This is a genomic window from Lewinella sp., assembly GCF_050633125.1.
In the GTDB taxonomy this organism is placed as follows: Bacteria; Bacteroidota; Bacteroidia; order Chitinophagales; family Saprospiraceae; genus Lewinella.
In genome coordinates this window covers 30,287-54,619 of record NZ_JBOEFX010000100.1, presented here as the reverse complement: position 1 = coordinate 54,619, position 24,333 = coordinate 30,287, and the positions used below count along the sequence as shown (strand labels likewise).

Genomic DNA, 24,333 nt, shown 5'->3' with positions numbered 1-24,333 from the left:
TGTAAGGGATTAGAAGGGCATTTGAGATGCTTTTTTTTAACCAAAAAAGGCACCTAAGGGCACTTAAGGTTCTTTTTAAGAATAAGGTTCTGATTTTCAAAGGGCCAGTCACTTCCTATCATTCTCCTCTCAGCAATGCGCCATCCCCACATTCTTCTATCCAGGCCTTCAGGCCACCGTCCAGGTTGTAGACTTTCTCAAACCCACCATTTTTCATCAAAGTGCAAACACGGGTACTTCTGCGGCAAGTATTGCAATACACCAAGTAGGGCTCCTCTTTGGGCAGCTTTCGCACATATTCCCAAAAAGAGACTTCTAAATAATCTATATTCATCGCCTGAGGTAAGCGTACCATACTGTATTCCTTCGGTTGCCGACAATCAATGACCATCATACCAGGGTGTGCCGCCAGTAAGTCAATGGCCTCTTTTGCCTTCACATTATGCAATTGGGTCTTCAGCAGGTCCCAGCGCTTGATTTTACAATCCTCACTCATAGGCGTCATTAAGTTTCAACATCTAACTCAGTTTTGAACCACCAAAGGCACTTAAGATTTTTTTCATCACATAGACATATAGAATTTCAAAAAAACTATGTGACTATATGATGAAAAACAAAACACTACCAATTTTCAACACATAGACACAGAGCCTTTTCAAACCTAGCAAGAAACTATATGCCTATGTGATAAAAGCACTCCCTAATGTGTCTATGTGATAAAAACACTACTCTCCCCCCGACTCATCGAGATAGTACATCTCCTCCTGTGGTCGCAATGGCCGCTTAAACCACAATGGCCTCCGCAGTCCTCCAGGCCCCGGTGCAGGGCGCGTCATCTTCAGCCATTCCTTGTAATTTTCGTGCGCCTTGGCAGTATCTACAAAAATATCGCCGTAGTTGTCATCCGCATGGGGGCGTTCAACGAGTACTCGCTGGTGCCAACAATGCATACCACTGATCGGATCAGGGTGTACTGCATGAGTAATATTTTGGTGCACCCCGCCGTCTGTCCAGAAAATCCGTTTGCTATCGGCATCTTTACTGTCAAAGGGCTTCACACCGGAAAGGGTCGACATTTTCCAGCCGCCTTTCCCATCGTGGTTGATGTTTACCGTATTGGTGGCCCAGCGGTTGCCGGCATCCTGCCTACGGCGCCAACGCCCCAAGTGGTGAGAACACGCAATCACGCCCGGCTTCATCCCTTGGGTTACCCATACTTTATCCACAAAATAGCCAATATCGGTATTCAATCGTACCAAGTCACCCGTCCGAAAACCCCAACGGCTAGCATCCTCCGGGTGCATCCAGATAGGGTTACGGTTGGATATTTCTGTCAACCATTTCGCATTACCTGAACGCGAATGGATCAATGTCGGCAAACGGAAGGTCGGTACCAAGCAGTACTCGCCCTTCTCTTTGTCCAAAGTATCCGGGTGGATATGACTCTTGATATAAGTAGGCGTAGCATACTCAGGCCAACCCCAATCGACCATGGTCTGCGAATAAAATTCGTTCTTTCGCGAAGGCGTCGGGAAGCCTACCACGGCTTTGCCATCCACATATACACCTATCGCTTTATCGTTTTTCTTGATCAGCCCCGTTTCCTCTTCGGTTACACTTCCTTCAAGTTGCTCCGCCGTCAATTCGGTTATATGCTTCGAGTAGCTGTGTTTCTCTACCTCAAAGGCACCATATTTACGCATATAGTCCAGCTCGGTCAAGCCTTCTTTCTTCGCTGTTTCAGACAGCCCTTTGGTACGTTCAAAGATGTACTGGTAGTATTCGTCAATGGTGATCTTCTCTCCTTTGCGGTAAGGTGACAAAAAGTGCTCGCGCACGCCCAGACTTCCATCAGGGTCAATCCGCCAGCTCAATTCAATCCAGAATTCATCTTCTTCCCATACTTCACCAGGGTTCACTTCATAGGTGAATTCCACATCCTTACCGGCCCGCCGCGCAGCTTCACGCAGTACAGGTTGCCGGAATGCTATCCACATGCCCGAGTGGGTCGCATAGCTGTTCAGGTCATGCCGTTCGGCAGAGTGCCCCATCGGCAGCACATAATCGGCAAAGAAGGCCGTCTCGTTCCAGGTAGGCGTCAACGCGATGTGCATGTTTACCAAATCCTTATCCATCAACGCTTCCATCCAACTAAAGCCATCAGGATAAGTCCACACCGGGTTGAATACTCGCGTAAAGTACACGTCCATCTTTCCGCGGCCTTCCTTCAGAAAGTGGGGTAACAAGAAACTCATTTCAAAAAACGAGAGCGGATATTCGTTCGGAAAATGCAGCTCATTCCAGAATTTTTGCCCCGGAGGCGTCGTGACAAACTGCGGCGAAAACTTGTTCCAGCTATTCGGGGAAGTTCCTCCTTTGGTACCTACACTTCCAGTCAGTACAGTCAGAAAGTGCAGCGCGCGCGATACACACCAGCCCCCCAGGTTTCCACTCGCTGCACTGCGCCAATTGTGAGAGGCAAACTGCTCGCCAGCCGCACCAATGGCCCGCGCCACTTCTTCTACCCTTGCCGCTGGCACACCGCTTTCCTGTTCCGCAAAAGCGGGCGTATACTCGGCATATTCTTCCCGCATTTTTTCGATGTAAGTCTCAAAGGTCAGCGGTGCCTCCGGGTGGCGAGCTTGTAAATAAGCTTGCCAATTGGTCCAATTTTCAAGGAAAGGGCGATTGTACAAGCCTTCATCCAGTATTATTTTTGCCATCGCCAGCATCACCGCCGCTTCCGAGCCCGGATAGGTAGGCAGCCAATAATCCGACATGCTGGCCGTATTCGACAAGCGCGGATCCATCGTAGCCAGCTTAGCCCCTTTCATCTTGGCTTCTATAATACGCTGAGCGTGCGGATTAAAATAGTGGCCACTCTCCAGGTGGGCCGAAATCAGAAGGATAAACTTGGCATTGGCATGGTCTGGCGAAGGCCGATCATAGCCGTACCACAGATTATAACCAAAGCGAGCACCCGACGAGCAGATGTTCGTATGGCTATTGTGCCCGTCTACGCCCCAGGCCTGAATCACCCGGTTGGCATAGCCTTCATGTCCGGGGCGACCCACATGGTAGGCCACTTCATTGTTGCGTTTTTCTTGTAGCGCTTTGCGTATTCGTCCAGCAATATCGTCCAGCACTTCGTCCCAGCTCACGCGTTCCCACTTGCCCTCGCCGCGTTCACCTACGCGCTTCAGGGGGTACAAGATCCGGTCAGGATCGGTAATCTGGTTGATCGTCGCTGGTCCTTTGGCACAGTTCCGCCCCCGGCTGCCAGGGTGGTGAGGGTTGCCCTCAAATTTGCGAATTTCATGACTGTCCTTGTCTACATAGGCCGTCAAGCCACAAGCACTTTCGCAGTTAAAACAGGTCGTCGGCACTATCGTATAGTTGCGCTTTACCCGCTTGGGGTGCTCGGTAGCTTCATATTCTGTCCAGTCATCCCACTGCTCCATCGGTGGAAATTGGGTGAGCTCACCTTCCGGAGCGATACGTTCCAAATCCGGTTCCCGGTTTTGTTGTAAGTCAGGAATCAGGCCCAGCTTTTCGGCCATCCTTTCTATAAAACTTGGTTGCTTATTGGTCATGCTTCTTACTTTTTTCTTTTTGGGCGCATCCCTTCGGGTCGCTCCCTTCTGGGGTTCGCTTTGCTCCGCCCCGCCCTTCTATGGGCGTGGCCCTTCACTTCGTTCAGGCCCTCCAGGCAGCTTGCGCGTTTTTGGAGACTACTTCCTTAGCTCAACGAAATCCGCTGTGGCGCTTCCACCCATATTTTTTCAGTGAAATAAATACCAGCCAGTACCATTATACCAGCCAAAGCAATCATCATCTGGCTAGCCCCCATCAGCAATAACACCAGTGGAATGATATTCCCCAGCAGTACTGCTCCCAGGTAAAAGGTCGTAGCGTAGCGGCCTTTGGTTATCATCTTTACCACTTCATGGGCCGCAACGGTAGGGTGCGTCATCGTCAATTCTACGACCATTGTCAGCAGGTTCACCCCAATCCCCACAGCCATTACCGTTGCCAGAAAGTCAGTCCAACCCAAGCTGTCATTCGTCAGCAAAGCAACCAGCGCCAAGGTTGCCGCCCCCGCCATAAAGCTATGTACCAACATATGGATAGCCAGCGTCGGGCTTTGCCAAAAATCGCGGCCTTTCGCTTGTCCAAATAGAAAAGCAGTATATACGGCTACCACAACCGCCACGGCAGCTGTAATCCAGGTCGCTATTTCATTTAGGCTTTCCCATCCAAAAAACAGCCCAGCCATCAACAGCGTCAACAAACCGCCATAAACGGTAATCGTGTACCCACCTTTAACCAACCATGAGCCCCAATGCGGCCGCAGCAATACGTAAAGGAAGCGCTTCGGCTGGTCCAAATCCATCACCAGCAACAAACCGGTCAGTGACAAAAACACCAGGCCCAGACCGTAAGTCCACCACTGGGTAGCAACCGTTGGCACCACATCACCAAAAAACGTGGCCAAAAAGAGCACCAGCAGCACGCCTGCCGAGATGGCCTTGGTCCATACGTAACCCGATACTTCCCAGCCCCAAAGAATTCCTTTGTTGGGTGTATCATAAACCCGGCGGGCTTCCTTGCCCATCAGTACTTCTACCGATTTCTTGGGGCCATCCTTGGCTACTTCTCCAGCATTCGTGTATTGGTTATTGGCTTCTAGTACCGCTGCTATTACATCACCATTACTGAAGGCCAGTTTTTCAGCTTCTTTGGCAAAATGCCCTACGCCTGTTGTTTGCGAGTTCCAGAGATACTTCCCTGTATCCACTGTTGCCGATGGGTTGAGCGACGCTTCATCCGCATCTATATAGAAGAGATTGGGTTGAGTACCTTTCTCAGGTTTTCGAACTTTCACGGCTTGGCGAGCTAGCAACTGGGCTATTTCCGAACCAGCGTCTTCCATATCACCAGAGATGATCGCATGCTCTGGGCATACGTTTACACAGGCGGGCTCCAACCCTACATCTATGCGGTGGGCGCAGTAGTTGCACTTGGCCGCTGTACTTGTTTCCGGGTCAATGTAAAGCGCATCATAAGGACAGGCCTGCATACAAGATTTACACCCGATGCAGCGATCCTTATCAAAATCCACAATACCGTCTTCTCTTACAAAGAGTGCCTCCGTCGGACAAATTTCCACACAGGGTGCATCCGTACAATGGTTGCAACGCATCACCGAGAACAAGCGCCGGGAATCGGGAAATTCACCTTTTTCTACCTGCTTTACCCAGGTACGATTGACGCCCACGGGTACATTGTGCTCCGATTTACAAGCAGTCGTACAAGCATGACAACCAATACATTTCCGATTGTCTATGACAAAACCGTATTTCATAAATTTTCTTTTTTGGCTAAGAGCTTAGGAATAGCATTGAATTAACTAGCCGTTCACTTGAGTAGTTGGACAAACAAAATCAGTCACCGCCATTCCGGCTTTTCCAAAAGCTTCAAACTTATCCTGCACGTTGATGAGTTTTTTGTAGCCTCGTGCTCGCAGGATAGAGGCCGCAATTGTAGATCGATAACCACTGCGGCAGTGTACGTAATAAGTTTGCTTCGGATCGATGGACCCCATGTGGTTGTTCAGAAAATCCAAAGGAAAATGCTGCGCACCTTCCAAATGCTCTCCCGACCATTCACCGGGTTTGCGTACATCCAGTATGTGGATTTCACCCGCTTGTTGCTGTTTGGCAAACTCCGATGCGTTGATACTTTCAATTTCGTCTGCTTCCTTTCCTGCTTTCTTCCAGCCGGCCATTCCTCCTTCGAGGTAGCCCAAGGTATTATCGTAACCCACTCGCGCGAGTCGCTTTACGGCTTCGGCCTCCTGACCTGCTGGCGCAACCAGTAAAATCGGCTGCTGCAAATCAGCAATCAATGCACCTACCCAAGGAGCAAAACTGCCATCTAAACCTATAAAAATCGAATTAGGAATAAAACCTTGTACAAAATCTTCGCGGTTGCGCACATCTAAAACCAACGCATCAGTGCTCTCTGCTACCGCTTCAAATTCTCGCGGACTCAAAGGATTCGCACCTTTCTCCATCACCTCATCAATACTTTCGTAGCCTGTTTTATTGAGTTTTGCATTTTTAGCAAAATACTGTGGCGGTGGTAGCAAGCCATCCGTTACTTCTTTAATAAACTCCTCTTTGGTCATGTCCGCACGCAGGGCATAGTTCGAGTTTTTTTGCTCACCCAAAGTGCTCCAGGTTTCTGAACTCATGTTTTTACCACAAGCCGAACCGGCACCGTGTGCCGGATAAACAATCGTCTCGTCGGGCAGGGTCATTATTTTATTTCGCAAGCTATCGTACAACCATCCCGCTAGATCTTCCTTCGTTAGACTTCCTTTCTTTTGAGCCAGATCAGGGCGCCCTACATCACCAATAAATAATGTATCACCGGTAAAGACAGCGTGCTCTTTCCCATTGGCATCCAGCAATAGATAACTTGTGCTCTCTGGCGTATGCCCAGGGGTATGTAAAACCCGGAAAGTGAGCGCTCCTACTTTGAATTCTTCGCCGTCGGTAGCAAGGTGCTTCTCATAAGCAGTATCCGCAGTTGGCCCGTAAACAATGACCGCCCCCGTCTTCTTTGCTAAATCCAAATGACCGGAAACAAAATCCGCATGAAAGTGGGTCTCAAAAATGTATTTGATCTTGGCACCATTCTTATTGGCACGTTCCAAATAGGGCTGCGTTTCCCGTAAAGGGTCAATAATAACGGCTTCTCCTTCACTTTCTATATAATAAGCTCCCTGGGCCAAACACCCCGTGTAAATTTGCTCAATGATCATATTTTCTCTATTTTCTTCCGGCAGAACTGCTTGCTACCGGATAAAAGTATGAAAATGTGTTCATATATTAAAGTGTTCCGCTGTTCCTTTTCCCCAATCGTGACCTTGATCACTTAGAAAGTCAAGTTTTTTCAGGTATTTTACATTCTATATAGAATGACTCTAAACAAGAATAAAAACCTCAAGAGGTGTTATTAAAACGTAGCTCTATACTGTTTAAAATAGTAAGACTAACAAATTCTTAATTGCTCAAAACAAGTGCTGATGGATGTTGAAATTCTTTCCCGACTCCAGTTTGCCTTCACCATCTCTTTTCACTATATCTACCCCCCTCTCAGCATTGGGCTGGGCTTGATTATGGTAATCATGGAGGGGCAGTATCTCCGTACGGGTGACAAAGTTTACGAGACAATGGCTCGTTTTTGGACGAAAATTTTCGCGCTCACCTTTGGTATTGGTGTTGCTACGGGCATTGTCATGGAATTTGAGTTTGGTACCAACTGGGCGACCTACTCCCGCTACGTCGGTGATGTTTTTGGTAGCGCGCTTGCCGCCGAGGGCATTTTTGCTTTTGCACTCGAGAGCGGCTTCCTCGGCGTCTTACTTTTTGGTTGGAACCGAGTGAGCTCCAAGGTTCACTTCATTGCTACGCTGGGTGTTTGGCTGGGCTCCATGTTCTCGGCCGTATGGATCGTAGTGGCCAACAGTTGGCAACAAACCCCAGCAGGCTATCACATTGTAGGAGAAGGGATGGAAGCCCGAGCAGAGATTACCGATTTTTGGGCCATGGTCTTCAACCCTTCCAGTGTCGATCGCCTTTCCCATGTATGGATTGGAGCTTTTCTGGCAGGAGCCTTTTTGGTCATGAGTGTCCACGCCTACTACCTCCTTAAAGGGAGACACGTAGAATTATCTAAAAAAGCGTTCAAGATTGCGCTGGGTGTCGCTACCGTTTTTTCGCTGGCTCAGTTATTTACCGGACACCGCTCAGCTGATGGTGTCGCTGTAAATCAACCGGCCAAGCTGGCGGCGCTAGAAGGCCACTTTGATACGCTGGCACCTGCAGATATGTACTTATTCGGCTGGGTAGATAAAGAAAAACAACAGGTGACAGGCCTCAAAATCCCTGGCGGGCTCAGCTTTCTTACCCACTTTGACTTCGACGCACCCGTAACGGGGCTCAATGCTTTCCCGGAAGAAGATCGCCCTGGGGCACTTAATGCCATCTTTCAGTTTTATCATCTGATGATCGCCATTGGAATGGCTCTGATCGGCCTCACACTCTACGCTTCGTGGCAATGGTGGCGTGGCAAGCTTTTCGAACACCGCTGGCTACTCACCATTTTTGCCTGGGCAGTACTGCTTCCCCAAGTGGCCAATCAGGTAGGCTGGTTTGCTGCCGAAATGGGCCGACAACCTTGGGTGGTGTATGGCCACTTGCGGACCTCCGATGCCTTATCCAAGGTTGTCACTGCCAACCAGGTCCTCTTCTCGCTCATTATGTTTAGCATTGTCTACTTATTGCTCTTTTCCCTTTTCATCTACCTGCTCAATAAGAAGATCAAACACGGCCCCGATGACCACGACCTCATAGATCAACGCCCAAAACAAAAAGCCATGATTGATGGATAATCAATGATATCATGCACCTTCTCTTCCAACAACAATTCTAATTCCTCTCCTTATGGCAACTTTTCTTGGCTTTGATTATCCCACTTTATGGTTTTTGGTAGTAGGAGCCGTCTTTTCCGGCTATGCTATTCTCGATGGTTTTGATCTTGGTGCCGGTGCTTGGCATTTGTTTTTCCGTAAGGAACAAAGTCGTCGGATTGCCCTCAATGCTATCGGCCCGGTGTGGGACGGTAACGAGGTATGGCTAGTCATTGGTGGCGGCGCACTTTTCGCAGGGTTCCCGCACGTTTATGCCACCCTTTTTTCGGCCATGTATATTCCGTTTATGTTATTTCTCCTGTTTTTGATTCTACGCGCTATCAGTATTGAGTTCCGAAGTAAGGAACCCATGCTGTGGTGGCGAAAAACCTGGGATATTACCTACAGCATAGCTAGTATCACCTTGGCAATAGCGCTAGGTGTCGTATTGGGTAATGTATTGCAAGGAATGCCCATTGGGGCTGACAAAGAATACTCAGGTGACTGGCTGGCCTTTCTCAATCCCTATGCTATTTTAATGGGGCTTACTACCCTAGCCCTGTTCATGATGCACGGTGCCATCTACCTATTGATGAAAACAGAGGGGCGGCTGTATGCCAAACTCACCATATTGCTCAAGCGGGGCATTATTGCTTTTATTGTTTTGTTCAGTATTACCAGTCTATACACCTTAATTTACATCCCGCATTTATCCGATGACTTCCGTGGAAACCCAGCATTGTTTATCGTTCCTATTTTAGCCTTTTTGAGTATCGCCAACATCCCTCGTCTGGCCAGTAAGCGCAAGTTTCGGCAAGCCTTTTTCTTTTCGGCACTCAGCATCGCTTTTTTGCTGATCTTGGTAGCCATCGAAGTCTACCCGACCATTCTTTTATCAACCACTGATCCAGCCTATAGCCTGGATGTGTACAATGCCGCCTCTTCAGAGAAATCGCTGGGTATTATGCTGCTTTTTGCCGCAATTGGAATACCGCTCGTCAGTGGTTATACTTTTTTCGTTTACAAAACTTTTGCAGGAAAGGTAGAGCTAGATGAGACCAGCTATTGATGCGTTTCCCGAACTCTTCGGTAATGATTTTGTACCACCTTATCCAAGAAAATCGTGGACCCCGTACACTCAAATGCCAATGTCGCTGATAGATCCCCAAACAAAGGAGAACCGCCGCCCAGCAATACAGGAATCGTAGTGATGATCATCTCATCAATCAAGTCTTCTTTCAAAAAGCTCTGAATCGTCGCCCCTCCATCAATATAAAGATGATGAAAACCCTGCTCATGAATGTGTGCCAAAACCTCTGTCAAAGTACCCTTCACCAGGAAAACTTTGTCTTTGTACGCTGCAGGTATCTCTGTCAAGGTACGGCTCAAAACAAACACTGGCTTTTTGTAAGGCCAATCTACATCAAAGCCGCAAACTGTTTCAAAGGTGGTTCTCCCCATCACCAACGCATCTATCTGGGCCGTAAATGCGCTGTAACCCATATCTATTTGATCTGGGTTAGGGATAGAAAACAACCAGTCGATGCCGCCATTTTTATCAGCGATGTAGCCGTCGAGGCTGGTGGCGATGAATACTTTGTTTTTGTTTTTCATTTATTCTACTGCTTTACCGCTCGCTTCACACTCCACAATTGACCATTCCGGTACAAGGCAACGGTATACAAACCTGCTGGAAAATCAGTCATATTAATCTTGCTACTCCCCTGCCCTAATGGCCAATTTGCTTTTACCAATGGTCGGCCCAGACCATCTATTATCGCCAAAGTCATATCTCCGCTGGTCGGGAAGTTCAAAGCCCTTATTTCTAGTTGATCATTAAACGGATTTGGAGCTAGCACCCAACTTTTTTCATTCTCTAACAAGTCAACTGCATTTACCGGGCAGGTATCAAAATCAAAAAAGCTATAGCTTTCACTTTCCGATCCGTTGCACAACGTTTTTACCCGTAAGGTGTACTCTGCACAACTGTCCAGACCAGAGAGTAACACCTGATTTCCTGTCACCATAGCTGGTAGCCAATCAACACCACCTGCCGAGCGATAATCCGCCTGGTAGTCTAGCGCTCCGGGAACGGCCTCCCAAATAATTTGTACGTTATTCGCATCAATAAACTCCCTTACAAAACCCAAAGGGTTAACACATTCTTCGATGGCGATGATATCTACGCAGTAATCCTCTATTTCACCAAAACTACCAACAAACGGGCAAGGGCTAGAATTTGCCAAACTAAACTGCATCATGATTCTCATCCTGGTTACTCCGAGGTTGGTATTGGCAGGAATGGTAATAAATCCATTGACCGGATCAGAAGAAGGGTCACCATCAAAAATGATCTCATTGGTTGTAAAACTTCCATTGTGATCAAGGTCTAACCAGATACGCCAATCTTCCGAAGCTGCCCCTGTTTCAGGAAATCCAGGAGTAAGCAAGATCGGGTAGGTTACCCCTGCTTCTAATACTGGTGCTGCAAGCAATTGCCCAAAATCAGCATACCCTCCGGCTTCTGCACTCGACGCATTGGTAAAGAAACCTCCTATTTCTATCTGTGAAATATGCTCATATTGTGTAGAGAAAACATTCTCTGGCATACAGTAATCCAGGTCTAAACAAGGGCCACAGCCGCCTGTAATAAAAGTAGTCAAAGCGGTCCAGGCTGTTACTTCATCGGCACAAACGGTGCGCAACTGGTAGTCGTAAATGGTACAGCGTTCTAGGCCATCAACGGTATTTTGAGGCACCGTACTCGACAGTACCGTCCAAGGACTGGTTCCTTGCACGCGATAACGAAGTTCAAAACTTTGAGCAGCTGTAACGGGGGCCCAAACAAAAGAAACTACCTCGTCCGACAAAGGCGTAAGCTCCACGTTTTCCGGAGCAGTACAACATCCATCAGTAGTAAAAAACCGGCTATTGCCAAACGGAATCACATCACTGGCACAATTCGATTGCACCTGGTATTCATAACTTCCACATGCCGTCAGTCCAGAGATCACCAACGGGCTTTGGGCATCGGTTACCAAGGTCCAATTCATCTCACCAATAGCCCGCCAGCGCAAATCAACAGACTCCAGACTGTCATTGGTATTCCAAATGATCGTCGCTGTTGAAACACTAAAGTCAGCCAATTGAACCGAGCTAGCAGGGATACAGCCATCGCATAAATTCAGCAGATACTGGATGCTGTTGGCCACATTCAATCTTCCTCCCGTAGTGGTGATTCCTGCCAACGAGGCATTAGGGTCCACCCCCGCCAGGATCGCTTCTTTGATCAGCAATGCCGCCGCCGCCGGGTCAGCTTGGGTAAGAGCCGAAAGTGCCGGACAGTCCAAACTATACAACAATGCCGCCGTACCCGCTACGTGAGGCGTCGCTCCAGAAGTACCGCCAAAACCTCCATAAGCACCACCATTCGTAATATTGTAAGCCCCGGTTCCAGGCGCGCCCAGGTCTATACTTATGGCACCATAGCCTGCTTCTACTTCTTTTATATCATTATGATCCGTATTGGTCACAGCGATGAGATAATCACTCGGACAGGCCGTAGGTAAATCCCCGAATACTTCAACATCTATATCGTCATTGGCGGTGGCTGCACAATTGATGATTCCAGCTTCACCAAGTACATCGTAAAATCCACACCATATCGGCGCATCAGCCACCTGCCCTTCATCTACTCCCCAAGAAGCATTGGTAGCTACCACAAAAGCGCCTTCTGCCCCACCGGAAGCATTGTAACGTTGGCGTTGCTCCAATGCATAAGAATAAGCTTCAATCACTTTCGCTTCTGAGGAATTGAAATTATTACGAATGTGCATCACCTTCACGTGCCAATTCACCCCTGTTACGCCCAGTTCGTTATTGCCATCGGCACCGATGATACCCGAAACAGCAGTACCGTGCGATCCGCCCGCAATATTATCGTTATTACTCACGGTACTCCACCCTTCGTAGTCATCTACGTAGCCGTTGTTATCATCATCCATCCCATTATTTGGAATTTCAGCGTGGTTGTACCAGCGGTTGGCCTGAAAATCAGGGTGGGTGATATCGATACCGTTATCTAATACCGCCACTACGATGGTATCTCCCGTAAGTGTATTGCCGCCAGTAGTTACATCCCAGGCTTCTACGGCATCAATATCGGCATCAATAGTACCCCCGCTTTGGCCTGTATTGTTGTATTGCCATTGACTATCAAAAAGGGCGTCCGTCGGCACGGCACGCAACGTAACACTATGGTTATGCTGAACAGCACGTATGCGGCGATCGGGGTGAATAACCGTGATCAGTTCCTCTCCTGAAACAGTCATTTCATCAAAACGCACCAACCATATATTCACCGGTCGAGACACTTCTTTTACCAACGTCAACTGCTGCTGATCAGTGTGTGTACGATTCCAGTCGCGCAACCAAGATGGGAAGCTGTATCCCTCTTCCATTTGCACCAACAATTCTCCCGCAACAAAAGCAGAAGACTGGGCAGTAAGTGAAACTTGAGTCACCTGAAAAGTCAAACAGAGCAGCAGTACAATGCTATAACGAGCCATGAGCGTAATTTTATGGGATTAACTTGCTAGAGCTTGGGGCCAGTTTCGTAGCGAAAATCAAGTCCCAAACAAGCTCTAAACGCGAAGTTAGCCAATAAGGTGCAGGTTAACACAGTAAAATTACACTTTGCAAAGGGTGCTACAGTTCTCATATCAGCTAGTAAATCATCGAAATACTAAAAAAGTACTGAATACAAGGTGCGGATTTTTTCACCGCATAGTCACTTTGAATTGGGTGAGAGTGTAGATACATTTCCACATCCGGCTTTGAAATACCCGATGGTTGAACGCTCCTTTACACCTTTACACCCTTCCAACTTTTACACCCTTTTACACAAACAGCAAAATCAGCGTCAGCACAATCCCACCCAGCGTAAAGTACAAGCCTTTTCGAAAAACTTCCGTCTTGGGCATAAACATCCAAAAAGAAGAAATCACGAAAAACAAGAGCGACAAGCCGAAGAAGATATTGAGAAAAAACAACGGCTCCGATGATTTTGCCTTATGCAAATGCGTCATTTTTTTCAGAATCGTAGGCAACTCCTTCAAGCTATAGCTTGCAGCACCAGTAGCACTATTGTAGGTCCCTTCTTTGAAATAGTAAATCCCACCCTCGGTTTTGTCTACTTTTAACTTGCGCAGATCAAGCGCCTGCCCCAGATTTTCAGGGCTAATATTGGCTTCCAACTGCTTATCAAAGTGGTGTTCTAATTTAAGGAAATCAGTATCCCTAAATATCAGCACGATACCACTCATCGAGTAAACAGCCATAATACCCACCAGGAAAAAGCCCAGGTATCGGTGAATAACGCGCATAGTCATGGAAGTAGAAGATGGTTTAGCCATGGTGAATTTTTCTTTATTTAAGGTTGATTACTTAGAAATTGAGGCGAAAATAGAGAGATCGCCCCGATTTAGACCAACGAAAAACAGTTGTTTTTCCACTTCCTAATAATTCTATCGGATCTATCGAGAGTGATTTGCATTGACTAAGAGTCATGCCGTCTCCCGTCCCGGCTTTTCTAGTCGGGACGGGCTGTTCAGCTCATGGCAGAGCCATTGCGCGCATACCGTTACTATCCACTTGTGCTTGTTCCGATAGAAGATCGGAATCCCGGCCTACCCACTAAAAAAACGCCTCGAAACATCACTATCCTGAGGCATTTTTCAATCTATTTCAAGCACTCCGCACCTAAAGTCGGAAGTTTTTTCGCACCCCGCACCCAGCACCCCGCACCCCGCACCTAAACAAACAACCCCAAAAGCAGTAACTTTAAACTTCACTTCCACCAAATCAGACCTACACTCCACCATGCAGACCATCGACCTCAATTGCGACACGGGCGAACTAAAAGACGGGCAAAATCGCAACTATGATGAAGAAATCATGCCCTTCATCTCCTCCTGCAACATCGCTTGTGGATTCCATAGCGGAACGCCGCAACTCATGACCCAAACGGTTCGGGCAGCCATTAAACACCGTGTCAAAATCGGAGCGCACCCTTCGTACAATGACCGCGAAAATTTTGGCAGGAAGTCGCTAAAAATAGATCCGGAGACATTGATGGCAGATTTAGTCTATCAAATAGGTGCCCTCAAAGGAATGGTAGAAAGTTACGGCCAACGCCTCCATCACGTAAAGCCCCACGGGGCACTTTACAATGATTTATTGGTAAACGATACATTGGCAGCGCTATTCGTAAGCACCGTCAAAACCATCGACCCTGTCCTGAAAATTGTAACTTTAGCCAATGCTAACATCGTTGGTTATTGTGCAGCTCATGGGGTCGGCGTCATCCAGGAAGGCTTCGCTGATCGCCGCTACCAGCAAATAACCCAACTTAGAAGCCGGGCCTACTCCGATGCCGTCCTTCATACCCCCGAGGACGTGTTAACACAAGTAAAAGGCTTTCTAAAGGAAGAAGTCCGCCTGACCGATGGAACGATCGCAAAAATCAAGGTAGACACCATCTGCCTCCACAGCGACACGCCAGGAGCCGTAAGTTTGAGCCAAACCATTTATAATTACTTGAGAGAAAATGACGTCAAGATCACTGCACCTGCATAATTCGGAATTCAAAGTTCAAAATTTCAACAATGACTTCCTGCTCATTCATCCGACAGAGGAAGGAACCCTAGCCACGCTGGGTAAGCTCATCTACGAAAAAAAGTTCGACTTTATCGACGAGGTCATCGTCACCGAGCAAGAGATCTGCTTAAAATTAAATGCTCTTTTTGACGACTCCAAAATTGACCGCTTCACAAGCCTCCAAGCCTCCAGCCAACAACCCACCAAGACCTACCGCCTACCCATCTATTTTTCAGATCACGAAGATTGGCAAGGCGTAAGCACAACCACAGGGTTAAGCAAAGAAGAAATTATCCACCAGCTCCTGGCGACAGATTTCACCGTAGCTATGTTCGGCTTCTTACCCGGCTTCATTTATCTGGATGGTTTACCCAAAACCTTGCACGTCCCCCGCAAGTCAGTGCCCGCTAAATACGTAAAAGCCAACTCCGTGGCCATTGGCGGCAAATACCTGGGCTTGTATGCGCTCGATAGCCCCGGAGGCTGGCACGTCATTGGCCAGGTACCCGTTTCGATCCTGCAAATCCCACAATTGCCTCCCCTCCCGCTGAATTTGCAAGACCGGATTCAGTGTGTCCAAATCACCTCAGAGGAGTTTACCCAAATCAATGCTCAACAACTCAACCTCATCGCCTACAATGCCTAACTTCGAGATCATCAAACCCGGCCTGCTCACCACCATCCAGGATGCAGGCCGGAAAGGCTTGGCCTACTACGCCATCCCCCCGTCGGGTGCTATGGATCGCAATGCGGCCAAGATCGCCCTCCTTTTATTGAACCTATCCGAAGATATTCCCCTCATCGAATGTACTTCCGTAGCACCAACGATAAAGTTTCACGATACTGCGCAGATCGCCATCAGCGGAGCCGATTTCCAGTGGGCGCTCAACGATACCCCAGTGGTGCTGCATACCCTTATCGACATCCAGCCTGGGGATATCCTCAGTGGAAAAATGGCCACGAATGGTTTGCGGGGCTACATTGCCATCAACGGCACTTTGCAAGTTGACAAGGTCTACAATTCCTACGCCACCTACCTCAACGCAGGCATAGGAGGTTACCAAGGCCGGATGCTCAAAAAAGGCGACATCATCGAATGGGAAAGCAACAAAGAACATAACGTCGAAAAGAAATACATCCCCATCCTCCCAGGGCCAGAGTTTGCCTTATTAAGTGATGCAGCCCAGCGTCAGCTGCAAGACATCACCTACACCATCGGCAGCGACAGCAACCGCATGGGCCTCCGCTTACGGGGAGAACGGCTCGAAAGCACAAGCTACCAACTGAAGCACAGCTTGCCCGTCTTGCCTGGGTTCATCCAGTTGCCACCCAGCGGTTTACCTATCGTCCTTCTCCAAGATGGTCAAATCTCCGGAGGTTATCCACGCATTGCTTACTTGCGGGAGCGGCATTTAGCTGCTTTGAATCAGATTCCACTAGGGAGAGAGGTCCGGTTTAGATTGAAATGAGTTTTTGAACAACGAGTTCTTTAATTCCTTGGAGCCTCCCCCGCTTTTTGCGGGGGCGCTACGTTGCAGGGCTCGCTATTCGCTCGGCCGGCCTACTGCTTACTGGCCTTCGGCACAGCAAACAGTAGGCCGTCTAGCACCGCTTCAAGGCGGCGCTACCCTTCCACATCGCTAGGCCTGGTCAACCCTGAACCTCTAGGGGAAATAAAACGATCAGCAAAGTTAAAGCAAGAAGATACTAAGCCGATTTCACTATGAGATAATCGCTCCGTAGAGCAGGATATCTTACCCTGCACTGCACGAAGAAGCGGTGGACAGCCGTATCATAATGGCGTTTACCCCCACAACACCATTACCCACACAACCCAAAAGATACCCTATACCAAAAACAGGCCACCCCGATTCGCTCGGAGCAGCCTGTTTTTTTTATTCATAATGTTCCGGGTGGATCAAAATCCTAATACCCAGTACTTCTTATCCATTCATCGAAGAGAGGAACTCATCGTTGCTAGAAGTGTGGATCATGTTTTTGCGTAAGAAATCAAACGCTTCGTCCGGCTTCATGTCAGAAAGGTGATTGCGCAGGATAAACATCCGTTGTAGGGTGTCTTTGTCCATAAGCAAGTCTTCGCGACGAGTACTAGAAGAAGTAAGGTCAATCGCTGGGTACATCCGCTTGTTAGCGAGGTTACGATCCAGTGAAAGCTCCATGTTACCGGTACCTTTGAATTCTTCGAAGATCACCGTATCCATCTTAGAGCCGGTCTCCGTAAGCGCGGTCGCTAAAATGGTGAGTGAACCACCATGCTCGATATTACGGGCAGCACCAAAGAACTTCTTAGGTTTCTGTAGCGCGTTGGCTTCTACACCACCGGAAAGTACCTTGCCACTGGCAGGAGCTACGGTGTTGTAAGCACGGGCCAAACGAGTGATAGAATCCAACAGGATCACTACATCGTGGCCACATTCTACCATCCGCTTTGCCTTTTCGAGCACCACGCCCGCCACACGTACGTGGTTATCAGCAGGTTCATCAAAGGTAGAGGCGATTACTTCTGCTTTCACGCTACGCTTCATATCTGTTACTTCCTCAGGACGTTCGTCGATGAGTAGGATAATCAGGTAAGATTCAGGGTGATTTTTAGAAATAGCATTGGCAATATCCTTCAACAAGAAGGTCTTACCAGATTTTGGCTGTGCTACGATTAAGCCACGCTGTCCTTTACCAAGGGGCGTAAACATATCGATCAGGCGATTACCAAAATCACGACCTGTAGGAGAAGTCGTCAGTTTGAAACGCTCCGTCGGGAACAAAGGCGTGAGGTAGTCAAAAGGTACACGCTCGCTCACTTCTCTAGGGTCTAGACCATTGATCTTGGACACTCGCAGCAAAGCGAAGTACTTTTCTCCTTCTTTCGGAGGGCGAATTGCACCTTGTACCGTATCTCCCGTACGCAGACCAAATAATTTGATCTGAGAAGGCGAAACGTATATATCATCCGGAGAGGTCAGGTAATTATAGTCAGCAGAACGCAGGAAACCGTAGCCATCAGGCATCATTTCCAAAATACCTTCTCCTTCGATAATACCATCTAATTCGATATCGAATACATCTTCGGGCTTCTCTTTAGGCTCACGACGAGGTTTTTCCTCCCGACGAGGCTTGTCGTCGCGACGTGGACGATCATCACGATCTGCTCCATTCTCCTGATCTTGGCGATCATTGTTTTGATCATCCTTGCTATCATTATTACGGCGACGATCATCATCACGATTGTCACGGCGGTCGCGGTTATCACGGCGATCATCCCGATCATCGCGGTTGTCGCGACGGTCGCGGTTATCACGGCGGTCATCATCACGATTATCACGGCGGTCGCGGTTATCGCGGCGATCATCTCCATCACGGCGATTATCACGATCATCACGATTGTCGCGGCGGTCACGGTTATCACGGCGGTCATCATCGCGATTATCACGGCGGTCGCGATTGTCGCGGCGATCATCATCACGACGGTCACGGCTATCACGGCGGTCACGACGATCATCACTTCCTTCTTCCTTCTTATCTTCGTCTTGACGACCACGCTTACGTACTGCTTTGGCACGTCGGGCAGCGCGATCTTCTTCAGAATCCCGCTGATTATCCTGTGATTCTTTTTCTTCTTTCTTATCGTCAGCTTTCTTGTCATCGCCCTTTTTAGGAGCGGTACGACTACGGCTTGGCTTTTGAGCAGGTGCTTTAGCTGTTGCTGTACTTTTAGGCTTCGCTTCTTTCTTAGGTGCGGGGGTCACACCGCCAGCAGCGCCAACGACGGCCTGATGGTCCAGAATCTTGAGGATAAGTTCTTGTTTATTGAGGCGCTTGTAGCTGGTCATGCCCATTTTCTCAGCCAGATCCTTCAGCTCGGGGACGAGCATGTCATTCAACTGCAAAATATCAAACATATAGAGTAATGTTACTTTTTCTTGTACGGAAAGTTTAGGAGAGTAGATTATTTTGGGAGGTCCCAAAATTGTAGGGTGCAATAATGCGTAAAGGGCTTTTCTTACTGACTAGTATTCAACATGAAGCTCCCCGCAGCATTCGAGGAATTAAAAAATGACATCATGTCAACCAGGGAAAACTAAGAATTGCTGTAAAGATGCTCACCCAAGGATTGTAGGGACTACAAAGGTGGAAGAGTAGCTTGGCATGTTTGCAGCGCAAAAATAGCGTTATTTTTTTTAATCCAAATACTATCTTTGCAAAAAATACTGCTTTTCGGTAATTTTTTCCTGCTTTCTATTGTATTAACAAGGCAAACAAGCAAAAAGTTAGATGCTCAGAACTTCATTTATCCGCGAAAACCTTGCCCAGCTTAAAGCTGGCTTACTAAAACGCAACTTCAAAGAAGAAGATTTGCAGATTGTTGACCAGACACTAGTCCTCGATGATCAGCGCAAAGCGCTCCAAACAGAACTGGACAGTACACTTGCTACGCGCAATCAGCTCTCCGAGCAGATTGGCGACCTCTTCAAGTCTGGTCAAAAAGACAAAGCCACTGAGTTGCGCCAAGAAGTTTCGGAACTTAAAGAAAAAGCAGGTATCCTGGAGCAGGATTTAAAAAATACAGTGGAAGCGTTGCGCCAAGCCCTATATACTATTCCCAATATGCCTCACGAATCAGTGCCTGCTGGCAATACTGATGAAGACAATGAAGTATTCAAAGCTTGGGATGGGCCGCTGCCTCAACTACCAGAAAACGCTCGTCCACACTGGGAGCTCGCCAAAGAGAAAGACCTTTTTGACCTAGAACTGGGTGTAAAAATCACTGGTTCTGGCTTTCCTTTGTACCGGGGAAAAGGTGCACGCCTTCAGCGTGCCTTAATCAACTTCTTCCTTGACGAAGCTGCTGCTGCCGGCTATGAAGAAATCATACCTCCACACCTGGTCAACGAAGAGACGGCCACAGCCACCGGACAACTGCCTGATAAAGAAGGGCAGATGTATTACGTCAATGAGGATGACCTTTATTTAATCCCCACCGCTGAGGTACCCGTTACCAATGTTTATCGTGATGTCATCCTCAATGAAGAAGACTTCCCGATTAAAATGACGGCCTACACGCCTTGTTTCCGACGGGAAGCAGGCTCTTACGGCGCACATGTACGTGGTCTGAACCGCGTGCATCAGTTTGACAAGGTCGAAATCGTTCAACTTCAGCACCCTGATAAGTCTTACGAGACGCTGATGGAAATGCTTAAGCACGTAGAAGGCATTCTGCAAAAGCTCGAACTACCCTACCGCATCTTGCGTTTATGTGGTGGAGACCTTGGTTTCACCTCTGCATTGACTTTTGATTTCGAGGTGTATTCTGCAGCTCAAGACCGTTGGCTGGAGGTAAGCTCTGTCTCTAACTTTGAAGACTTCCAGGCCAACCGCCTAAAGCTTCGGTACCGCACAGACAAGGGCACCCAACTCGCCCATACCCTTAACGGTAGCGCGCTGGCTTTGGCCCGTATTTATGCAGCTTTATTGGAAAACAACCAGACTGATGATGGTATTGTTTTACCAAAAGTCTTGCATAGCTACACAGGCTTCACGACCATTTAAACGTAACCTTTCGCGAGGTCTTACGTCTAAGATTCTGCTGGGGACTTATTTTGATCGCATTCCTTTCAAAGTAAAGCCCAGCATGATCTAAACTTAAAAAAACTTGACTAATGGGATATATTGTCATCGTTGGCATCTTTTCTTTTATCGGCATGTTGGTAAGCAATCGACTCAAGTCGAAATTCAGACGTTATTCCAATGTTCCTCTTAGCAATGGGAGATCAGGAGCCGAGGTTGCGCAGACCATGCTAGAGCACTATGGTATCCACGACGTAAAAATCGCGCAAGGACAAGGAATGCTGACCGACCACTACAACCCTGCTACAAAGACCGTAAGCCTCAGCCCCGAGGTCTTTCATGGCCGACACGTAGCAGCTGCAGCTGTTGCAGCACACGAGTGTGGGCATGCCGTACAGCACAACACGGCTTATGCCTGGTTAAAATTTCGTTCGGCTATGGTACCCGCTGTAAGCTTAGCATCTAAGGCCCAACAGTACCTCTTGTTGTTTGCTTTAGGGATGTTTGGCGTTGCAGGCAGCAACTTTTTGCTGTACCTCACTATTGCCGCTTTTGGAATCACAACCCTCTTCAGTTTGGTGACTTTGCCGGTAGAATTTGACGCTAGTAACCGGGCATTGGCTTGGTTGGAAGAAAGCAACTACACCCGTGGTAGCGAGCACGAGGGTGCTAAAGATGCACTTTGGTGGGCAGCAACCACCTATGTGGTAGCAGCTTTATCTTCTCTGGTCGTACTATTGTACCTCATCATGAGCCTAGCTGGTCGCGACTAATTACATCGTTAGTATTGCGCAAAAAATAAGTATTTTGATATTGATGCGCTGCTGTTTATCTTTGGGAGCATTTTATAGGGATACCCCCTTTCCCCTTTTTTTACCTTGAATGACTTATTATGCAAGAAGATATTGATGAATACTTTTCCCTAGCTAAAGAAAGCATGGATCATAGTATAGAGCACCTTGAAAAAGAATTATCAAGGATAAGCACCGGCAAAGCTAACCCCAAGCTCGTTGGAGGCTTGCTCGTGGATTACTATGGCTCTCAAACGCCGATGAGCCAAGTGGCCAATATTGCTGTGGCTGATGCCCGCACTATCACGATCCAACCTTGGGAAAAGACGATGATCCCCCCTATTGAAAGATCAATCTTTGAAGCCAACTTGGGGGTTACACCACAAAACGATGGTGAATTGGTTCGCATTTCTATTCCGCCACTTACCGAAGATCGCCGTAAGCAGCTGGTTAAAACCGCCAAAGAAAAAGGGGAGGAAGCCAAAGTAAGTATCCGCAGTGTCCGCAAAGAATTAATGGACGGTATCAAGCAAACAGTCAAAAACGGCTACCCTGAAGATGCAGGAAAACGCGCGGAAGACGAGGCCCAGAAGCTGGTAAAATCCTACGAAACAAAAGTAGACGCCCACATAGAGCACAAAGAGGGCGATATTCTCACCATTTAATCACTTGAAGGTTAGGATACTTAGATTATTCCCCTTACCTTTGCGACACTTTTGGAAAAAGCGGCAGTCTTTCGCTGCTAGTAAATATAAAAGCGATGAAAAGAACATTTCAACCTTCCCGCAGACGACGCAGCAATAAGCATGGCTTCCGCTCGCGCATGAGCAGCAAGAACGGGCGCAAGGTACTGGCACGCCGCCGGGCCAAGGGCCGTCATAAACTGACCGTCAGCGATCAGAGACACTCGAAGTAATTTCACTTCCTTTTGTTTCTAACGCAAAAGCGCTTTCAGCCGTTGGCTGAAAGCGCTTTTTGTGTTTAAGAAAGACTAACGGGATTACCAATATCCCACTAAATATTATCCCCGCGTAAAGCCCTAAAGCGCTTACGTGCTTCTACTGCAAAAGTGCTATCCGAATAGTCAATAAAAAGATTTTCGTACAAAGTCATTGCTTTTTCCGTATCCCCCAAGAATTTTTCGTTCAATGCTGCTAAGGCAAAAAGGGAATTATCAGCGCGGATATCTTCAGGGAATTTCTCAACAATTTGCTCGTACAATTCAGCAGCAGCCTCATATTCTCTTTTTTTACGGAATACACCAGCTTTCAGATACATAATATCATCTTGCAAAGAATGATCAGGGAATGCAACTAAGAGGCTATCCATTTTAGCAAAGGCTGCATCAAACTGGTTGCGAAAAACCAGCAAATCGGCATCTGCATACATTTGTAGTGCTTGCGTCGTGGTATCCAACCCGAGGTTGTCCATGATGAAAACCGACAAATCCAACGCATCGTTAGCAATAAGCTTTGAGGTTGACGCCTTCAAGACATCAAATTGAGCCTGAGCCCATTGAAAGTCGCCATTATAATAGGCCAACCGCGCATTACGAAAACGAGCTTCATGCCCCAAGATATCTTCTTTAAAAGCTTTATCTACCTGTGAATACAATAGCGTCGATTCCCAAATATCCCCCTTCATCAGGTAATAATCAGCCAAAGCTAATTTTCCGCGCGCCTGTACATTAGGGTCTGTAGCAGGGAAAGTAGTCATATCTTCCAGTAATACAATACTGCTATCCAGTTTGTCCATGTAAATAGCCTGTAATTCCGACAACTCGAGGATAATCGCCGCCGTGGCACGGTTACTGCCAAATTCTTCTAAAAAGAACAGGTATTGCTTTTCCAATTCTGCTAGTTCCTCCTGGGTATAAGCATACCCTTCTACCAGCTTCGCACGACGAGCGCGCAAGGCTTGCCGTTTAGCGTCGAGATACAACGTAGAGGTCTGGCCTTTTTCTTCTACCAAGTAATCAAAGGCCTGGATCGCCGCATCGTAGTCTTTATCCTCTATGGCGATCTCCCCCAACTCATAAATCCGTAGGCCATTCTCATTAAGTCGGCGATCAAGCGCCTTCACCTGACGTAGGGCATTGCGATAATCTTTGCGTTGGACAAACACCCAAGCTAATAACTCCGGGAAAACAGGGTTTTCATTTCCTCCCTGAATTTTTTCATAAAGTTGTGTTTGTAACTCCTGATAATCAGCTTCCGAAAGGTAGCGTTGAAAAATTATTTTCAGCTGACTTATCCGATCAGGATTATCGTCCATTGCATTAAGGTAAGCGCCAATCATCGGTTGGCTTTCCCCCATTCGCCGATAAAGATCTCCTAGATTGTAGGAAAAAATACGCTCATCACGAAGCAATTCGGCACCTTTTTCATAGGTCTCAATTGCAAAATTGTACTTGGTTTGCCGAATAAAGGCATTAGCAAGGCGAGTTACCGAGTATTGATCGGCAGGAATGTTATCAATGGCTGCTCGAAACTGTTCTTCTCCTTCCTCATAACGCCCCAAACGCTCCAACAAAGTGCCATAAGAGACATTGAGTTGTACATTACCATCATTACGTCGAATCTGGCGCTTAATGACTGTTTCTGCTTCATCGTAATTTTCTAACGCCAGTAAACAATCAAAATACCGATCAAAGAAAAAATCATTATTACCATTACTCTGGTAAAGATCAGCATATAACTCCGCTGCTTTTTCGTATTCTCCATTTTGAAAATACTGCTGCGCCAATCGAGCGTTTTGGGTACTACCAATGGTTAGGCTTATTAAGCTTACGATCAGTATTATCAGGTATCGTGTCATTGTGGT

General features: G+C 47.5%; 18 protein-coding genes. 9 read left to right on the top strand and 9 right to left on the bottom strand.

All coding sequences use genetic code 11. The features are described from left to right. Positions 1–118: 118 nt before the first annotated feature. The 4 genes from ACRBG0_RS20620 to ACRBG0_RS20605 all read right to left on the bottom strand — a co-directional run bounded on the left by ACRBG0_RS20620 (position 119) and on the right by ACRBG0_RS20605 (position 6,829). Positions 119–496 carry a rhodanese-like domain-containing protein gene (locus tag ACRBG0_RS20620; RefSeq protein WP_431488738.1) on the bottom strand — a complete coding sequence of 126 codons (378 nt, stop codon included), beginning with the start codon at positions 494–496 and terminating at the stop codon, positions 119–121. A 229-nt stretch (positions 497–725) separates the two neighbouring features. Continuing rightward, positions 726–3,593: a molybdopterin-dependent oxidoreductase gene (locus ACRBG0_RS20615; RefSeq protein WP_431488737.1), complete on the bottom strand. Its 2,868-nt coding sequence runs from the start codon at positions 3,591–3,593 to the stop codon at positions 726–728. 146 nt (positions 3,594–3,739) lie between these two features. Then, a complete protein-coding gene (locus tag ACRBG0_RS20610) occupies positions 3,740–5,365 on the bottom strand; it encodes a 4Fe-4S dicluster domain-containing protein (protein ID WP_431488736.1) in 1,626 nt (541 codons plus the stop codon). Positions 5,366–5,410: 45 nt separating this feature from the next. Further along, the gene (locus ACRBG0_RS20605) at positions 5,411–6,829 is read right to left on the bottom strand and encodes an MBL fold metallo-hydrolase (RefSeq protein WP_431488735.1); all 1,419 of its coding nucleotides are present in this window, start codon (positions 6,827–6,829) and stop codon (positions 5,411–5,413) included. A gap of 264 nt (positions 6,830–7,093) precedes the next feature. On the opposite strand from ACRBG0_RS20605, the gene ACRBG0_RS20600 reads away from it, so the two are divergent. Then, positions 7,094–8,461, top strand: coding sequence for a cytochrome ubiquinol oxidase subunit I (locus ACRBG0_RS20600; protein WP_431488734.1), 1,368 nt, complete (start codon positions 7,094–7,096; stop codon positions 8,459–8,461). 52 nt (positions 8,462–8,513) lie between these two features. Continuing rightward, entirely contained in the window at positions 8,514–9,548 is a 1,035-nt protein-coding gene (cydB, locus tag ACRBG0_RS20595; RefSeq protein ID WP_431488733.1) for a cytochrome d ubiquinol oxidase subunit II, read from the top strand. On the opposite strand, the gene ACRBG0_RS20590 is transcribed toward cydB, so the two are convergent. The 3 genes from ACRBG0_RS20590 to ACRBG0_RS20580 all read right to left on the bottom strand — a co-directional run bounded on the left by ACRBG0_RS20590 (position 9,542) and on the right by ACRBG0_RS20580 (position 13,893). Then, positions 9,542–10,093, bottom strand: coding sequence for a dihydrofolate reductase family protein (locus ACRBG0_RS20590; RefSeq protein ID WP_431488732.1), 552 nt, complete (start codon positions 10,091–10,093; stop codon positions 9,542–9,544). The genes cydB and ACRBG0_RS20590 overlap by 7 nt on opposite strands. Positions 10,094–10,098: 5 nt before the next feature. After that, positions 10,099–13,047: a S8 family serine peptidase gene (locus ACRBG0_RS20585; RefSeq protein WP_431488731.1), complete on the bottom strand. Its 2,949-nt coding sequence runs from the start codon at positions 13,045–13,047 to the stop codon at positions 10,099–10,101. Between the two features lie 330 nt (positions 13,048–13,377). Continuing rightward, positions 13,378–13,893 carry a hypothetical protein gene (locus ACRBG0_RS20580; RefSeq protein ID WP_431488730.1) on the bottom strand — a complete coding sequence of 172 codons (516 nt, stop codon included), beginning with the start codon at positions 13,891–13,893 and terminating at the stop codon, positions 13,378–13,380. 466 nt (positions 13,894–14,359) lie between these two features. Here ACRBG0_RS20580 and ACRBG0_RS20575 point away from each other — a divergent pair, with 466 nt between their 5' ends. Genes ACRBG0_RS20575 through ACRBG0_RS20565 form a run of 3 tightly spaced genes read left to right on the top strand, consistent with a single transcriptional unit; the run spans position 14,360 to position 16,605 of the window. Then, a complete protein-coding gene (locus tag ACRBG0_RS20575; protein WP_431488729.1) occupies positions 14,360–15,115 on the top strand; it encodes a 5-oxoprolinase subunit PxpA in 756 nt (251 codons plus the stop codon). Next, positions 15,087–15,782, top strand: coding sequence for a carboxyltransferase domain-containing protein (locus ACRBG0_RS20570; protein WP_431488728.1), 696 nt, complete (start codon positions 15,087–15,089; stop codon positions 15,780–15,782). Before ACRBG0_RS20575 ends, ACRBG0_RS20570 begins: the two co-directional genes overlap by 29 nt. Then, entirely contained in the window at positions 15,775–16,605 is an 831-nt protein-coding gene (locus tag ACRBG0_RS20565) for a biotin-dependent carboxyltransferase family protein (protein ID WP_431488727.1), read from the top strand. The genes ACRBG0_RS20570 and ACRBG0_RS20565 overlap by 8 nt, the downstream gene beginning before the upstream one ends. A gap of 474 nt (positions 16,606–17,079) precedes the next feature. On the opposite strand, the gene rho is transcribed toward ACRBG0_RS20565, so the two are convergent. Beyond that, positions 17,080–19,053: a transcription termination factor Rho gene (rho, locus tag ACRBG0_RS20560; protein WP_431488726.1), complete on the bottom strand. Its 1,974-nt coding sequence runs from the start codon at positions 19,051–19,053 to the stop codon at positions 17,080–17,082. Positions 19,054–19,426: 373 nt separating this feature from the next. Between rho and serS the strand changes: the two genes are divergently transcribed. From serS to rpmH, 4 genes are all read left to right on the top strand, one after another. After that, positions 19,427–20,701 (top strand): serine--tRNA ligase, encoded by a 1,275-nt coding sequence (gene serS, locus ACRBG0_RS20555; protein WP_431488725.1) that lies wholly within the window; start codon positions 19,427–19,429, stop codon positions 20,699–20,701. A 110-nt stretch (positions 20,702–20,811) separates the two neighbouring features. Then, positions 20,812–21,492 carry a zinc metallopeptidase gene (locus ACRBG0_RS20550; protein WP_431488724.1) on the top strand — a complete coding sequence of 227 codons (681 nt, stop codon included), beginning with the start codon at positions 20,812–20,814 and terminating at the stop codon, positions 21,490–21,492. 119 nt (positions 21,493–21,611) lie between these two features. After that, the gene (gene frr, locus ACRBG0_RS20545) at positions 21,612–22,175 is read left to right on the top strand and encodes a ribosome recycling factor (RefSeq protein ID WP_431488723.1); all 564 of its coding nucleotides are present in this window, start codon (positions 21,612–21,614) and stop codon (positions 22,173–22,175) included. A gap of 95 nt (positions 22,176–22,270) precedes the next feature. After that, a complete protein-coding gene (rpmH, locus tag ACRBG0_RS20540; RefSeq protein WP_071596869.1) occupies positions 22,271–22,426 on the top strand; it encodes a 50S ribosomal protein L34 in 156 nt (51 codons plus the stop codon). Positions 22,427–22,524: 98 nt separating this feature from the next. Here the strand turns inward: rpmH and ACRBG0_RS20535 are convergent, their stop codons facing one another. Beyond that, entirely contained in the window at positions 22,525–24,327 is a 1,803-nt protein-coding gene (locus ACRBG0_RS20535; RefSeq protein ID WP_431488722.1) for a tetratricopeptide repeat protein, read from the bottom strand. Positions 24,328–24,333: the final 6 nt, after the last annotated feature.